The organism is Bradyrhizobium sp. KZN70725, assembly GCF_055264925.1.
Genome location: NZ_JBUYWT010000040.1, coordinates 15,689 through 29,295, shown reverse-complemented (window position 1 = coordinate 29,295; position 13,607 = coordinate 15,689). Strand labels below are relative to the sequence as shown.

Annotated in this window: 13 protein-coding genes and 1 other RNA gene; 7 read left to right on the top strand and 7 right to left on the bottom strand. The window is 65.0% G+C overall.

Features of this window, described 5'->3' with window-relative positions; all coding sequences use genetic code 11:
* Nucleotides 1-14: 14 nt before the first annotated feature.
* The 4 genes from recR to ffs form a co-directional block, all read right to left on the bottom strand.
* On the bottom strand, nt 15-620 hold the full coding sequence (gene recR / locus ACZBJS_RS29780; protein WP_316398616.1) for a recombination mediator RecR: 606 nt from the start codon (nt 618-620) through the stop codon (nt 15-17).
* Nucleotides 621-941 (bottom strand): YbaB/EbfC family nucleoid-associated protein, encoded by a 321-nt coding sequence (locus ACZBJS_RS29775; protein ID WP_028335943.1) that lies wholly within the window; start codon nt 939-941, stop codon nt 621-623.
* Nucleotides 942-964: 23 nt separating this feature from the next.
* Nucleotides 965-2,818, bottom strand: a complete 1,854-nt coding sequence (locus tag ACZBJS_RS29770; protein ID WP_316398613.1) for a DNA polymerase III subunit gamma/tau — start codon at nt 2,816-2,818, stop codon at nt 965-967.
* Nucleotides 2,819-2,930: 112 nt separating this feature from the next.
* Nucleotides 2,931-3,027: signal recognition particle sRNA small type (gene ffs, locus ACZBJS_RS29765), an RNA gene on the bottom strand.
* Nucleotides 3,028-3,138: 111 nt separating this feature from the next.
* Between ffs and ACZBJS_RS29760 the strand changes: the two genes are divergently transcribed.
* From ACZBJS_RS29760 to ACZBJS_RS29735, 6 genes are all read left to right on the top strand, one after another.
* Nucleotides 3,139-3,558 carry an HIT domain-containing protein gene (locus ACZBJS_RS29760; protein ID WP_253588645.1) on the top strand — a complete coding sequence of 140 codons (420 nt, stop codon included), beginning with the start codon at nt 3,139-3,141 and terminating at the stop codon, nt 3,556-3,558.
* 7 nt (nt 3,559-3,565) lie between these two features.
* Nucleotides 3,566-4,516, top strand: coding sequence for an NAD(+) diphosphatase (nudC, locus tag ACZBJS_RS29755; protein ID WP_316398612.1), 951 nt, complete (start codon nt 3,566-3,568; stop codon nt 4,514-4,516).
* Nucleotides 4,517-4,594: 78 nt separating this feature from the next.
* Nucleotides 4,595-5,542, top strand: coding sequence for a sugar kinase (locus ACZBJS_RS29750; protein WP_038385636.1), 948 nt, complete (start codon nt 4,595-4,597; stop codon nt 5,540-5,542).
* Nucleotides 5,543-5,618: 76 nt separating this feature from the next.
* Nucleotides 5,619-6,119 (top strand): Lrp/AsnC family transcriptional regulator, encoded by a 501-nt coding sequence (locus tag ACZBJS_RS29745; RefSeq protein ID WP_016848075.1) that lies wholly within the window; start codon nt 5,619-5,621, stop codon nt 6,117-6,119.
* A gap of 167 nt (nt 6,120-6,286) precedes the next feature.
* Complete coding sequence (locus ACZBJS_RS29740) at nt 6,287-6,592, top strand: hypothetical protein (RefSeq protein ID WP_316398611.1); 306 nt, start codon at nt 6,287-6,289, stop codon at nt 6,590-6,592.
* On the top strand, nt 6,573-8,039 hold the full coding sequence (locus ACZBJS_RS29735; RefSeq protein ID WP_316398610.1) for a methyl-accepting chemotaxis protein: 1,467 nt from the start codon (nt 6,573-6,575) through the stop codon (nt 8,037-8,039). Before ACZBJS_RS29740 ends, ACZBJS_RS29735 begins: the two co-directional genes overlap by 20 nt.
* Before the next feature lie 120 nt (nt 8,040-8,159).
* Here the strand turns inward: ACZBJS_RS29735 and ACZBJS_RS29730 are convergent, their stop codons facing one another.
* Nucleotides 8,160-9,659 (bottom strand): phosphomannomutase/phosphoglucomutase, encoded by a 1,500-nt coding sequence (locus ACZBJS_RS29730; protein ID WP_316398609.1) that lies wholly within the window; start codon nt 9,657-9,659, stop codon nt 8,160-8,162.
* A gap of 444 nt (nt 9,660-10,103) precedes the next feature.
* On the opposite strand from ACZBJS_RS29730, the gene ACZBJS_RS29725 reads away from it, so the two are divergent.
* Nucleotides 10,104-10,808 (top strand): hypothetical protein, encoded by a 705-nt coding sequence (locus ACZBJS_RS29725; RefSeq protein WP_316398608.1) that lies wholly within the window; start codon nt 10,104-10,106, stop codon nt 10,806-10,808.
* 515 nt (nt 10,809-11,323) lie between these two features.
* On the opposite strand, the gene ACZBJS_RS29720 is transcribed toward ACZBJS_RS29725, so the two are convergent.
* Both ACZBJS_RS29720 and ACZBJS_RS29715 read right to left on the bottom strand, forming a co-directional pair.
* Nucleotides 11,324-11,824 (bottom strand): TIGR02281 family clan AA aspartic protease, encoded by a 501-nt coding sequence (locus ACZBJS_RS29720; RefSeq protein WP_316398627.1) that lies wholly within the window; start codon nt 11,822-11,824, stop codon nt 11,324-11,326.
* A gap of 200 nt (nt 11,825-12,024) precedes the next feature.
* A complete protein-coding gene (locus ACZBJS_RS29715; RefSeq protein ID WP_316398607.1) occupies nt 12,025-13,476 on the bottom strand; it encodes an NCS1 family nucleobase:cation symporter-1 in 1,452 nt (483 codons plus the stop codon).
* Nucleotides 13,477-13,607: the final 131 nt, after the last annotated feature.

The following is a 13,607-nucleotide window of genomic DNA, read 5'->3' as shown; positions in this document are numbered from 1 at the left end:
GCCAGCATCGCGCGCTAGAACAGCGTCCGCTGCCGCATGGCTGCAGATAGCGTACCTTCATCGAGGTAATCAAGCTCTCCGCCGACCGGCACGCCATGCGCCAGCCGCGTCACCCGCACATTGGCCTCCGACAACAGGTCGGTGATGTAATGCGCGGTGGTCTGGCCATCGACGGTCGCATTGAGCGCCAAAATGATCTCGCTGACCTCGGGCGCATGCGCACGCGCCACCAGCTGATCGATGGTGAGATCCTGTGGACCGACGCCGTCGAGCGGCGACAGCGTCGCGCCGAGCACGTGATAGCGGCCATTGGTCGCATTGGCGCGTTCCAGCGCCCAGAGGTCGGCGACGTCCGCGACCACGACGATGATCGAGGGATCGCGGCGCGGATCCGTGCACACGGTGCAGGGGTTTTGTGTATCGATGTTTCCGCAGGTCTTGCAGACCTGGATCTTGTCGATCGCGACCTGCAGCGTCGCGGTCAGCGGCGTCATCAGGGCTTCGCGCTTCTTGATCAGATGCAGCGCCGCGCGCCGCGCCGAACGGGGCCCGAGCCCGGGCAGCCGCGCTAGCAACTGGATCAGGCGTTCAATCTCGGGGCCGGCAACGCTTGCAGCCATTTAAGTCGGACCAAATCCCGGCGGCAGGCCGAGCCCGCCGGTGAGCGCCATCATCTTCTCCTGCATCGCGGTCTCGGCCTTGCGGCGTGCATCGCCATGCGCGGTGACCAGGAGATCCTCGAGCACCTCGCGTTCCTCCGGCTTCATCAGCGACGGATCGATCTTGATGCCCTTCACTTCCATCTTGGCGGTCATGCGCACCGTGACCAGGCCGCCGCCGGAGATGCCTTCGACCTCGACATTGCCGAGCTGTTCCTGCATCTCCTGCATCTTGGATTGCAGCTGCGCTGCCTGCTTCATCATGCCGAGAAAATCAGCCATGCGTGCGTCCCTATAGCCAAATATCAATCGTCGTCGCTGTCGGAAGTTTCAATCGGGTCTTCGCCTGACGCATCCGAAACCGGAACCTCGGCGGCAAGGCGGCGAACCTCGACCACCTTGGTGCCGGGGAAGCGCGCCAGCACCTCCTGCACGCGCGGATCGGCCTCGGCGGCGCGCTGGTGCTCGCTGCGCGCCAGTTCGTTCTGCGAGCGCACCGTGGGCTGGCCGGCCTCGTTGGAGATGATCACGGTCCAGCGCCGCCCGGTCCATAGTTCGAGCTTGCGCGACAGATCGGTGACCAGCGCGCGCTGCGCCTTCGGCTCGAGGGCGATCTCGAGTTGGCCGTCCTCGATGCGCACCAGCCGCACATCGGCTTCCAGCGCACTCTTCATCATGATGTCGCGCTTCTCGCCGGCGAGCGCGATCAGTTGCGGAAAGCTTGATATCCGCAGCGCCGGCGCGGCATCGGCGACCGGCGCTGCCATCTGCGGACGCGCGGCGAGATCGCCGCGCGGCGCGGCCTGCGGCGTGCGCACCGGCGCCGACGGCATGGCCGACATCGCCGAGCTCGGTGCGCCGCGTGACGGTGACGACGCGGCGGAACCCGACGCCGCGGGCGCCGCGCCGCCGCCATTCTGCTCGATCATCCGGATCACCTCGTCCGGCGTCGGCAGATCGGCGACATAGGCGATCCGCACCAGCACCATCTCGGCCGCGGCGGCCGGGCGCGTCGCGGTCTGCACCTCGGCGATGCCCTTGAGCAGCATCTGCCACATCCGCGACAGCACCCGCATCGACAGCTTGGCGGCGAACTCGCGCGCCCGCACCCGCTCGGTCTCGCCGAACGCAACATTGTCGGCCGTCCCCGGCACGAACTTCACGCGGGTGACGAAATTGACGAACTCGGCAAGGTCAGACAGCACCACGACCGGATCGGCGCCGACGTCATATTGCGCGCGGAATTCGGCGAAGGCGGCGGCGATATCGCCGCGCGCCAGCTGTTCGAACAGATCGATCACGCGGGTGCGGTCGGCGAGGCCGAGCATCTGCCTGACCGCGTCGGCCTTCACGTCGCCCGCGGCATGCGCGATCGCCTGGTCGAACAGCGACAGCGAATCGCGCACCGATCCCTCGGCCGCCCGCGCGATGATGCCGAGCGCCTCGGGCTCGACCTCGACACCTTCCTTGGCCGCGATGTTGCCGAGATGCTTCATCAGCACGTCGGCTTCGACGCGGCGCAGGTCGAAGCGCTGGCAGCGCGACAGCACCGTAATCGGAACCTTGCGGATTTCGGTGGTGGCGAACACGAACTTGGCGTGCTCCGGCGGCTCCTCCAGCGTCTTCAGGAAGGCGTTGAAGGCCGCCGTCGACAGCATGTGGACTTCGTCGATGATGTAGACCTTGTAGCGTGCGCTGGCCGGCGCGTAGCGCACGCTGTCATTGATCTGGCGGACATCGTCGACGCCGGTGTGGGAGGCGGCGTCCATCTCCAGCACGTCCATGTGCCGGCTTTCCATGATCGCCTGGCAGTGGATGCCAAGGTCCGGCATGTGGATGGTCGGCCCCTGCACCGAGCCGTCCGGCTTGGCGTAGTTCAAGGCGCGGGCGAGGATGCGCGCGGTGGTGGTCTTGCCGACCCCGCGGACGCCGGTGAGGATCCAGGCCTGCGGAATTCGCCCGGTCTCGAACGCGTTCGAGACGGTGCGCACCATGGCCTCCTGGCCGATCAGGTCCTCGAAGCTGGTGGGGCGGTATTTGCGGGCAAGAACGCGGTAGGGTTTTGCGGCGTCCGGCGCGCCACCGAGATCGAAACCGCCGTCAAGGGTGCCTTTGCCTGCGCCGTCGGACGGATGGGAGGGGTCGCCAGCGTCATTCATGCATCGATCCGCAACTTGGGAATTGTCTCTTCAGCCGGCGTGCGGATAGGAGCCAAAATCGAGCGCCGGGCGCGGAGACCGCCATTCCAGCGCGATTCGCTCGGAAAAACAGGTAGGAGACTGACGAGCGACCCGATCCGGACCTCGTTAGGGCTGCTTCCTTCCGGACCTGACCCGGTTGGCGAGTGGCTCGTCCACCGCCAATCTCCCGGTCCCTATTTGGGGCCAAAACCGCCGGAAAGCAAGCGGCCTGACCCGGCTTTGTAAGGCTGGCTTTGCGGGGCTTGTCTGGGAACACGGAAAGGCATTATTTGCCCCCCATGCCCGCCTCCAATTGGTCGCTGCATTCGCAGCTCAAGAAAGACACCATCGACATCGGCGACCTGCCGCTGTGCAAGGTGCTCGTCATCAAGGATGCGCATTATCCGTGGCTGCTGCTGGTGCCGCGGCGCGACGGCGCGGTCGAGATCATCGACCTCGACGAGGTCGCGCAAGCGCAGCTGATGACGGAAATCACCCGCGTCTCGCGGGCCCTGAAAGAGGTCACCAAGTGCGACAAGCTGAATGTCGCCGCGCTCGGCAACCTCGTCCCGCAGCTGCACGTCCACATCATCGCGCGCCGCACCAGCGACGCTGCATGGCCGCGTCCCGTTTGGGGCGTGATGCCGCCGCTGGCGCATGACGCCGAGGAAGTGCAGAATTTCATCAGCGCGCTTCGCCGCAAGATCTGGTTGGGTTGAACATTCAATGTCTGCATTCGATTCATTTCCGCTCGGCCAGCCGGCCTTCGTCACCCACGTGCTGGACCGCGCCGCGCATCTGCGCACCAACGACGAGAAGCTGTTCGCGCTGGAAGGCCACCGCGAGGCTAGAGCCTATGTGATCTATCGCGACTCGCTGGTCGTGAAGCAGGAGGACGGCAGCGCCCGCGCGCTGCTGTCGCTGGAGGAAGCCCGCAGCTACGGCGCCAATCCCGGCACGATCTTCCTGGGGCTGCGCAACGCCGCGCCGATCTTCGGCATGGGGATCGCGCCGCAGGCGGCCGAGAAGCTGGTCGGACGCGCCGACGTCGCGATCACCGAATTGCGCGGCATGGCGATGCAGGGCGTGGTGCCGCCCGAGCAGCTCTCGGCCATCGCGATGGCGAAATCGATGGTGACCTGGCATCAGCGCCACGGCTTCTGTCCGAACTGCGGCACCCGCACCGCGATGAAGGACGGCGGCTGGAAGCGCGAATGCCCGAGCTGCAAGGCCGAGCACTTTCCGCGCACCGACCCGGTGGTGATCATGCTGGTCACGTATGGCGACAAGGTGCTGCTGGGACGGCAGAAGCAGTTCATGCCCGGCATGTATTCCTGCCTCGCCGGGTTCGTGGAGGCCGCCGAGACCATCGAGGACGCCGTGCGGCGCGAGATTTTCGAGGAGTCCGGCATCCGCTGCACCGACGTCAATTACTACATGACGCAGCCCTGGCCCTATCCGTCATCGCTGATGATCGGCTGCACCGCGCGCGCGACCAACGAGGACATCGTGGTCGACCGCACCGAGCTGGAAGATGCGCGCTGGTTCGACCATGCCGAGGCGTCGCTGATGCTGAAGCGCCAGCATCCCGAAGGGCTCGCCGGCCCGCATCCGTTCGCGATTGCCCATCATCTGCTCGGCCGCTGGGTGCATCACCAGAACCCGTTGGACAAATAGCGGGAACCGGACATCGTTCTGCCGATTAAAGCTGGACACAGTTCTGGCAGTAACGGAACCATTGCGACGGATCCCCGCATGAATTTTCAGAACGGCGCCCCGAAAGTCCCGCCCCGCATCCTCTGCATCGGCCTGCCGGTGCGCGACCTGACCTTTCGCGTCAGCGTTCCGGCGCGCGGCTCCAAGGAGAACGCGACGCATTTCGACGAGATCTGCGGCGGCAATGCGCTGAACGCCGCCATCGGCATCGTCCGCTTGGGCGGGCGCGCTTCGATCTGCGGACCGATGGGCGATTCGCAGGAGACCTCGAGCCGCTACATCTTCGACAAGCTCGCCCAGGAAGGCATCGAGACCAATCATCTGATCCACATGCCGAACCTCGTCACCCCGATCTCGGCGATCATGATCGACGACAGCGGCGAGCGCACCATCGTCACCTTCCGCGATCCGGAGCTCTGGAAGGTCAAGCTGCCGCCGACCGAACTCTTGCTGGAGGATTGCGCGGCGATCCTGACCGAGAGCCGCTGCGCGCCGTTCTGCACCGAGCTTTGCGCCGAGGCGGTCAAGCGCGGTATCCCCGTGGTGGTCGACGTCGACCGCGCGATGTCGATGCGGGAGGGGCTGCTCACCGCCTCCTCCCACCTGGTGTTCTCCAGCGAGCCGCTGCAGGAGACCGCCGACGTCACCGACGACGGCCAGGCGCTGCACAAGCTCGCCAAGCTCACCCCCTCCTTCCTGGCCGGCACCCGCGGGCCGATGGGCACGATCTGGCTCAACGAGAACGGCGAGCTCGAGGAAACCCCGGCCTTCCCGGTCCATACCGTCGACACGCTCGGGGCCGGCGACGTGTTCCACGGGGCCTTCGCCCTCGCCATCACCGAGAAACAGCCGCTACGGGACGCGCTCCGCTTCGCCTCGGCCGCTGCAGCGCTGAAATGCACCCGCTTCGGGGGTGCTTATGCCGCACCGCAACGTACTGAAGTTGAAGAGTTTTTGGGTCAGCACGCCGACGCCAAGCCAGCCTGAGCCGCCACGAATCGCTTGATTTGGAAGATTCTTCTCTATATGAGGGATATTGAACCTCCATATGGAACTTTCTTCTATGACCGATGTCGCCATTCAGCTTCATGACAACAGCCGCCGCCTCGATGCGATCGATCGCAAGATTCTAACCGTGCTGCAGGAGGATGCGTCGCTCTCCGTCGCCGAGATCGGCGACCGGGTCGGCCTGTCGTCGACGCCGTGCTGGAAGCGCATCCAGCGGCTGGAGGCCGACGGCGTGATCCTGCGCCGCGTGGCGCTGGTCGACCAGAACAAGATCGGCCTCGGGATTTCGGTGTTCGTCTCGGTCGAGAGCGCCGACCATTCGGAAGCCTGGCTGCGCAAATTCGCCGACGCCGTCAGCGCCATGCCCGAGGTGATGGAGTTCTACCGGATGGCCGGCGACGTCGACTACATGCTGCGCGTCGTGGTCGCGGACATGCAGGCCTACGACGTCTTCTACAAGAAGCTGATCAGTGCCGTGCCGCTGAAGAACGTCACCTCGCGCTTCGCGATGGAGAAGATCAAGTCGGTGACGGCGCTGCCGGTGCCCGCGGCGTAAGCGCCGCCGCACAACCCCACACGAGACGTCGATACGCTCCCAGGTAGTTCGCCTGTTCGGCATTTACCTGAAGTTAGCGCCGGCAGCGGTATCCTGCTGCGATGGAGCCGGGGGAGATCATCCCAGCGAGACGACGGCCTGCTTGGCTGGGCGCGGCCGCATTGCTGATGGCGAGCTGGATCGCGGTCGCAACGCTGTCGCTAAAGGTGCGTGCGGGCAGCGACGTGGTGGCCGTGGCCTTTCCGCCATGGTGGCGCGCCGAGCGCGCGCTGCTGGCCGCCGCAGCCGCCAATGCGTCGATCGTTCGGATGACCGCGATCCCGGCCCTGCTGGTGGTGCGGCCTGACCGCAATGGAGGGCTGGGCCGGCTGTACGAGGCCGGCGCCTTGCTGACCATGGATCCGCAGGCGATCGCCGGCTGCTTCGGGGCGGATGACGATCTGGGGGTTGGGGATGACCTTCGAAGGCGATGAAATGGCCGCGCTGCGCGAGACGACGAGCAAGATCCTGCTCGTGGTGCTGTGGCTGCACGTTCCGATCGCGATCATCGTCGGCATCACGCTGCACACCGACTGGCTGATGCCGGCTGGCTTCATGGTCGCGATGGCGCTGGCCGCGACATTGTCGTGGCGCGTATCGGGGAATGGCGTTTCAACCCGCCTGATCGTTGCCGTGGCCCTGATGGCCGGCGTGTCGATGCTGGTCTACCAGTTCGCCGGCCACCGCTGGCAGGTCGACATGCACATGTATTTCTTCGCCGCGCTGGCGTGCCTCGTCGCCTATTGTGACTATCGGCCGATCGTCGCCGGCACTTTGGCGGTTGCCCTGCACCACCTGACGCTGAATTTCATCCTGCCGGCCGCGATCTATCCCGGCGGCGCCGATTTCGGTCGCGTCGTTCTCCACGCCGTGATCCTGCTGATCGAGGCCGGCGTGCTGATCTGGCTCGCGCACACGCTTGCCGAACTGTTCAGGACGTCGGCGCTGAAGGCGGCGGAGGCCGAGGCCGCCGGTGCCGCCGAGGCGCGCGCCAACGCCGAGCGCATCGAGGCCGAACGCGCCAAGCACGATCGCGATGCCGCGCGGCGCGAGCTCGCCGCCGGCTTCGAGCGCAAGATCGGCGAGGTCGTCGAGGCCGTCGCGGTGGCGGCCGGCGCGATGCAGGACCTGTCGGCAACGATGAACGGCAGCAACGCGGAAACCATCCGCCAGGCCACCGCCGCCGCCTCCGCATCGACGCTGGCCTCGAGCAATGTGGAAACCGTCGCGTCCGCGACCGAGGAGCTGACGGCCTCGATCAGCAACATCGCCGAGCAGGTGACGCGCTCGGCGCGGATCGCCGCCAAGGCCGCCGACGAGGCACGCCGCACCAACAGCGTCGTCGAAGGCCTTGCCGCCGGCACGCAGAAGATCGGCGAGGTGGTGACGTTGATCCAGAGCATCGCCAGCCAGACCAATCTGCTCGCCCTGAACGCCACCATCGAAGCGGCGCGCGCCGGCGAGCATGGCCGCGGTTTCGCCGTGGTCGCAAGCGAGGTCAAGGCACTGGCCAACCAGACCGCCAAGGCGACCGAGGAGATCTCGGCCCAGATCCAGGATATCCAGAGCGCGACCGGCGCGGCCGTCAGCGCGATCGGGACCATCGGGTCCACGATCGCGGAGATCGACCACGTCTCCGGCGAGATCGCGGCCGCCGTCGATCAGCAGGGCGCGGCGACCCGCGAGATCTCCAGCAATCTGCAGCAGGCCGCCGATCGCACGCGGGATGTCAACAAGGGCATCCTGAACGTCAACCGCGCCTCCGAACAGGCCGGCAGCGCGACCGCACAACTGCTCGATGCGGCCAACGGCCTGTCGTCGCAATCGGAGTGGCTGAAGACCGAGCTGGACCGCTTCCTGGCCTCGCTGCGGGCGGCGTGAAGCTGCGGACACCGACCGTCGCACGCTGGCTTGACCCGCGTGCCCATCGATTTTCAAGAAAGCTTTTCCGAGATGGATTGCCGGGTCAAGCCCGGCAATGACGACCCAGGAGCACCCAGCTCAAATCTTCTGATTATACTCGCCGACCTCGGGATGCGTGCGCAGCACGGCATCCATCGCCTCGAACATGTCGTGCATGCGCCGCTCGCTGACCGGGCTTTCCACCACGACCACGAGCTCCGGCTTGTTCGAGGACGCGCGCACCAGGCCCCAGCTGCCGTCGTCGACCGTGACGCGCACGCCATTGACGGTGACGAGGTCGCGGATGTTCTGGCCCGCGACCTTCCCGCCCTGCTGCTGCAACGCCTCGAAGTGCTTCACGACAGCGTCGACGACGCCGTACTTCGCCTCGTCGGCGCAATGCGGCGACATCGTCGGCGACGACCAGGTCTTCGGCAGCGCGTCCTTCAGGTCGGCCATCGACTTGCCGGGGGCGCGGTCGAGCATTTCGCAGATCGCGATCGCCGACACCAGGCCGTCGTCATAACCGCGGCCGAACGGCTTGTTGAAGAAGAAGTGGCCCGACTTCTCGAAGCCGGCGAGCGCGCCCAGCTCATTGGTGCGCCGCTTCATGTAGGAATGGCCGGTCTTCCAGTAGACCGTCTTCGCGCCCTGCTTCCGCAAGACGGGATCGGTCACGAACAGCCCGGTCGACTTCACGTCGACGACGAACTGCGCGTTGGCGTTGATCGCCGACATGTCGCGCGCCAGCATGACGCCGACCTTGTCGGCAAAGATCTCCTCGCCGGTGTTGTCGACCACGCCGCAGCGGTCGCCGTCGCCGTCGAAGCCGAGGCCGACATCGGCCTTGTGCGCCAGCACCGCATCGCGGATCGCGTGCAGCATCTCCATGTCTTCGGGGTTCGGATTGTATTTCGGGAAGGTGTGATCGAGCTCGGTGTCGAGCGGGATCACATCGCAACCGATCGCCTCCAGCACCTGCGGCGCGAACGCGCCCGCGGTGCCGTTGCCGCAGGCCGCGACGACCTTCAGCCTGCGCTTCAGCTTCGGCCGGCTGGTGAGGTCGGCGATGTAGCGCGCCGGATAATTCTCGTGGAATTGATAGGAGCCGCCGGCCGTGTTGTTGAATTCGGCGTTGAGCACGATTGCCTTCAGCCGCGACATCTCGTCAGGACCGAAGGTGAGCGGACGGTTGGCGCCCATCTTGACGCCGGTCCAGCCATTGTCGTTGTGCGAGGCGGTGACCATGGCGACGCAGGGCACGTCGAGATCGAACTGCGCGAAATAGGCCATCGGCGTCACCGCGAGCCCGATGTCATGCACCTTGCAGCCCGCCGCCATCAGCCCCGAGATCAGCGCGTATTTGATCGAGGCGGAATAGCCGCGGAAATCGTGACCGGTGACGATCTCCTGGCGGATGCCGAGCTCCGCGATCAGCGCGCCGAGCCCCATGCCCAGCGCCTGCACGCCCATCAGGTTGATTTCCTTGTTGAACAGCCAGCGCGCGTCGTACTCGCGAAACCCGGTCGGCTTCACCATCGGCTCGGATTCGAAGGCATAGGTGTTCGGAACCAGCGCGGATTTCGGCTTGGGAAACATGGTTCGGCCTTATGGTCGTATGCAGAAAAACATCGTCGCAGCCTTTAGCGAATGCGCGGGCCGGGCGAAAGCAGAGACTGGGGCTGGTGGCTAATAATTGCGCCAGATTTGGCGTCGGCCAATACTTGCACGCCGGCGCAATACGCCGCGCTGTTGCGCCCTACGCGCTGCTTGACCGCTAATCGCTCCGACCCAGCAGCGCGCCGAAATCGGCCACCGCAGCGAGCCGAACTGGCTGACGGCCAAGGCCGCCCCCGCCGACAGGCGGGCGTCCGGCGAAGACGATTTGCAAGCCGAACCGGAAGCGACACTTCCGCGCCATTGCGCAAGCCATCCTTCGAGCACTTGGCTTCAAACATCTAAAGCCAACCCAGCCCTCTCCGCGAGGTGCGGTCACGCGCGGGCTCCCCCGAAGGTGTCCGCAATATCTGTAGGTGATTGATGATGCCTGATTACTCTCTGGTGCCGGTGGACCATCAGCCGGATTTCGATGACTACTCGCTCGTTCCCGTTGACCACGACCCGTTCGCCGCGGATGGCGTAACTCAACAGGCGCAGATTCAGCAGCCGCCGACATCGACTCAACTAACGCAGCCACAGCCGCAAACCCAGCCGCAACAGCCTGCGACAGCAGCCGGTCAGCCCGGCGTCAACGGGCCGGCGACTGGCAACAGCCCCAGCGGATCGGGTGGCGTCGCTGGCATCAAGCGCTTTGGCGGCGCCGAAGGTGGCGACTTTCCGAGCCGCAATGCGGGGATCGGTTTCGAGAGCGCGGAGCGCGCATGGGACGCTGCCCGTAAGGAAATGATAGACCTTGGTGCCCAATATTACCCGGAAGAGACCAAGAGCAGGGGTTTTATCACGGAACTGGGCGTGGAAATTCATAAGCGCGGCGGACTATATTACTACGATCAGATAGCGCGCGGATTCCAAGACGGAGCGCTGGGCGGTGGTGTGGGGTTTGGCGACAGCGGTGCGGTGGCACGTCGGCACATGCACTGGGATGATCAGCACGAGATTGATGGAGATCTAGACAATGCGAAGGCTTATTCGCAGAAAACTCCGGATTATCGAGCGTGGGTTGGATCTTGGGATGGGAGCTATCTGTATTGGCTTCACGGCAAGCCAATCGGGGTCGAGAATGCCTGATTGGAATCGATACAAATATTGAGTCATGCCGATGAAAATGTTCGTGCTCGCCGGAGCCTTATGCCTTCTGCTCGCCAATTCAACGGTATGCAAGGCAAACTCGGGCCCCTGGTGTAAGCTGGATGTCGTGACTTTGGCTTTCAAAAATCAACAAAGCGGGATCTTGCGAAGATCGAACTTCGCACCCTCAAGGCAGTTTGCGACCGAAACCCGGAAAAGAAAGGGTTTGGGGTAGGCTTGGAACGGTCGATGCGCATTGAACACAATGGGCAATGGATTGATGTGCCGAAAGATGTCGACGACCCGCCCGGCTATATCAGAGAGTGCAGTAGGGATTTACAGTGAGGACGCCGGGAGATCGGCGCGACGCTCTGCGAAAGCGCCTAAGGTCTGACGTTGCCCGCGAACGTCTGGCGCAAATGCCGCGCCGTCGCGAGGATCGACTCGATTGCCCTCTCATTCCCAAAATGTGAACAAGCAGCGCCCTGAATTCCCTCGCAGTGCGAAAGTGCGGCCTATTGCTCCAGCAACAATTTACCGTTGGCATATTCGAAGCGCTTCAGCTTCGACAGGAAGGACAGGCCGAGCAGGTTTTCCGACAGCGCCTCGTCGGGCAGCACCAGGGCATCGACGTCGCGCACGGTGAGGCCGCCGATCTCGATCATGGCGATGCGGGCGCGCGCGGCCTTGATGGTGCCGTTGGCAGTGGTGACGCGCGAGGTGTAATCGCCCGGCACCGGACGCAGGCCGAAGCGTGCCGCGGACGTTTCGTTCAGGGCTACCACCGAGGCGCCAGTGTCGACCATGAAGTTGATGCGCTGGCCGTCGATCCGGCCGTCGGTCGCGAAATGACCGCGAGGATCGGGCGCAATACTGAGCGTGCGGGCGCTGGCCTGCGCCACCGTGACGGCTGGGGCCATGATCTGCTTTGTGGTGGTCGCGGCGGCGGGCGACATCTTGCTGGCCATCTGAGCCATGAAGGTGCCCAGCCCGATCAGGATGGCCGCGAAAATCATCAGGTTACGCATGACACCATACTCGGAAAACCGAACACGCAATTTCACCACGCCGCCCGCCCCGCCGCGAGCGAGGGCGGCGGCACGAGCCTGCCATTTTGGCGAAAAGGATGAGCGAAGGGTTAATGCGAGCCCCAAGGGGCGGCCGAATGACGTCGGTCGCCCGCGAGGGCCGCAATTTCCGGCCCTCAGGCCGTCTCTCAGGCCGTCCTGGCGACCGGGCTCGGCATCGCAACGCGCAGCGCGTAATAGACCGCGCCCGCGATCCCGACACCGAAGAACCAGCCATAGACCGCCCACCACGCCGGCAGGATCGAGGTGAAGTTCGGCAGCACCGACGAGAACAGCGCGCCGATGCCGGCGGCGATCAGCGCGCTGACGTTCCAGCCGTTCTGAAAGCGATATTCGCCGTTCTCCTGATACAGCGCCGGCACGTTCACGCGGCCTTTGGCGATCAGGTAATAGTCGACCATCATGACGCCGAAGATCGGTCCCATCGTCGCGCCGATCAGCCCGACGAACGAGGCGGCGCTGCCCTCCCAGGGCGCGAACGGATACAGCGCCAGCGCGATCAGCGCCGCGATGTAGCCGCCCTTCTTGAAGTCGATATGCCGCGGAAACACGTTCGAGAAATCGAACGCCGGCGAGACGAAATTGGCGACGACGTTGATGCCGAGCGTCGCCACCGCGAAGGTGACCGCCGCGAGCAGCGCCAGGAACCAGCTGTCGAACTTCGCCGAAATCTGGTCGGGATGCAGCAGCACCTCGTGATAGACGTTGAACGCCGCGATCGTGGTGACGCCGGCGACCAGCGAGAACAGGACCAGGTTGACCGGCAGGCCCCAGATGTTGCCCTTGCGCAGCGCGGCTGCATCGGGCGCATAGCGCGAGAAGTCGCAGAAGTTGAGATAGAGCGCGGCGAAATAGGTGATCCAGGTCGCGGCGACGGCGCACAGCGCCGGGAACGAGCCGGGCACGCCGGGTACGCCAGCCTCCTTGGTCTTCTCCAGCAGCACGTCCTGCGGGATCGGCGCGGTGAGCGAGATCCCGCCGGCCGCGATGCACAGATAGATCGCAAGGATCAGCATCATCAACCACACCGCAGGTCCCGCCCAGTCCTGGAAGCGCCGCACCGTTTCCATGCCGCGCTGGATGATCAGGAGCTGCAGCGCCCAGATCACGACGAAGCAGATCACCTCGAGCGTGGAATGGCCGAGCATATGGCTGGACTGGTGGAACGCCTTGAAGCTGTCGATGCGCGTCAGCAGCGCAACGATCGCGCCCGAGGCCGCCGCAGTCTGCGCGCCGTACCAGAAGCAGGCGACGATCGCGCGCACCAGCGCCGGAATGTTGGCGCCCCAGACCCCGAACGAGGCCCGCGCCAGCACCGGATAGGGCACGCCGGTTCTCACGCCGGCATTGCCGATCAGGCTCATCAGCACGAAGATCACCAGCGACCCGACGCCGATCGCGAGGATGAAATTGACGAAGCTGCCGCAGAGCAGGAACAGGCTGGCGGCGAGATAATAGCCCCACAGGCTGTGCACATCCGAGGTCCAGACGTTGAAGATGCTGAAGGCACCCCAGTTGCGTTCCTTGGCCGGCGCCAGGTCTTCGTTGTACAGCGACGGCGATGCGTTCTTGATCTCCACGGTGACCTCCCCAAACTGCGAGCCCGTGATCCCATCCCAGCGTGCAAATCTAACCACCGTTTGCGGACGCTCGCCAGCGTTACGTCCCGGATGGTGCGGGTCTATGCCCGTCATTGCGAGCGAAGCGAAGC

What these genes read in the sequence shown, in the direction of transcription:
- recR (WP_316398616.1), bottom strand. Translation starts at nt 620, where the DNA reads ATGGCTGCAAGCGTTGCCGGCCCCGAGATTGAACGCCTGATCCAGTTG.
- ACZBJS_RS29775 (WP_028335943.1), bottom strand. Translation starts at nt 941, where the DNA reads ATGGCTGATTTTCTCGGCATGATGAAGCAGGCAGCGCAGCTGCAATCC.
- ACZBJS_RS29770 (WP_316398613.1), bottom strand. Translation starts at nt 2,818, where the DNA reads ATGAATGACGCTGGCGACCCCTCCCATCCGTCCGACGGCGCAGGCAAA.
- ACZBJS_RS29760 (WP_253588645.1), top strand. Translation starts at nt 3,139, where the DNA reads ATGCCCGCCTCCAATTGGTCGCTGCATTCGCAGCTCAAGAAAGACACC.
- nudC (WP_316398612.1), top strand. Translation starts at nt 3,566, where the DNA reads ATGTCTGCATTCGATTCATTTCCGCTCGGCCAGCCGGCCTTCGTCACC.
- ACZBJS_RS29750 (WP_038385636.1), top strand. Translation starts at nt 4,595, where the DNA reads ATGAATTTTCAGAACGGCGCCCCGAAAGTCCCGCCCCGCATCCTCTGC.
- ACZBJS_RS29745 (WP_016848075.1), top strand. Translation starts at nt 5,619, where the DNA reads ATGACCGATGTCGCCATTCAGCTTCATGACAACAGCCGCCGCCTCGAT.
- ACZBJS_RS29740 (WP_316398611.1), top strand. Translation starts at nt 6,287, where the DNA reads ATGGCGAGCTGGATCGCGGTCGCAACGCTGTCGCTAAAGGTGCGTGCG.
- ACZBJS_RS29735 (WP_316398610.1), top strand. Translation starts at nt 6,573, where the DNA reads ATGACCTTCGAAGGCGATGAAATGGCCGCGCTGCGCGAGACGACGAGC.
- ACZBJS_RS29730 (WP_316398609.1), bottom strand. Translation starts at nt 9,659, where the DNA reads ATGTTTCCCAAGCCGAAATCCGCGCTGGTTCCGAACACCTATGCCTTC.
- ACZBJS_RS29725 (WP_316398608.1), top strand. Translation starts at nt 10,104, where the DNA reads ATGCCTGATTACTCTCTGGTGCCGGTGGACCATCAGCCGGATTTCGAT.
- ACZBJS_RS29720 (WP_316398627.1), bottom strand. Translation starts at nt 11,824, where the DNA reads ATGATTTTCGCGGCCATCCTGATCGGGCTGGGCACCTTCATGGCTCAG.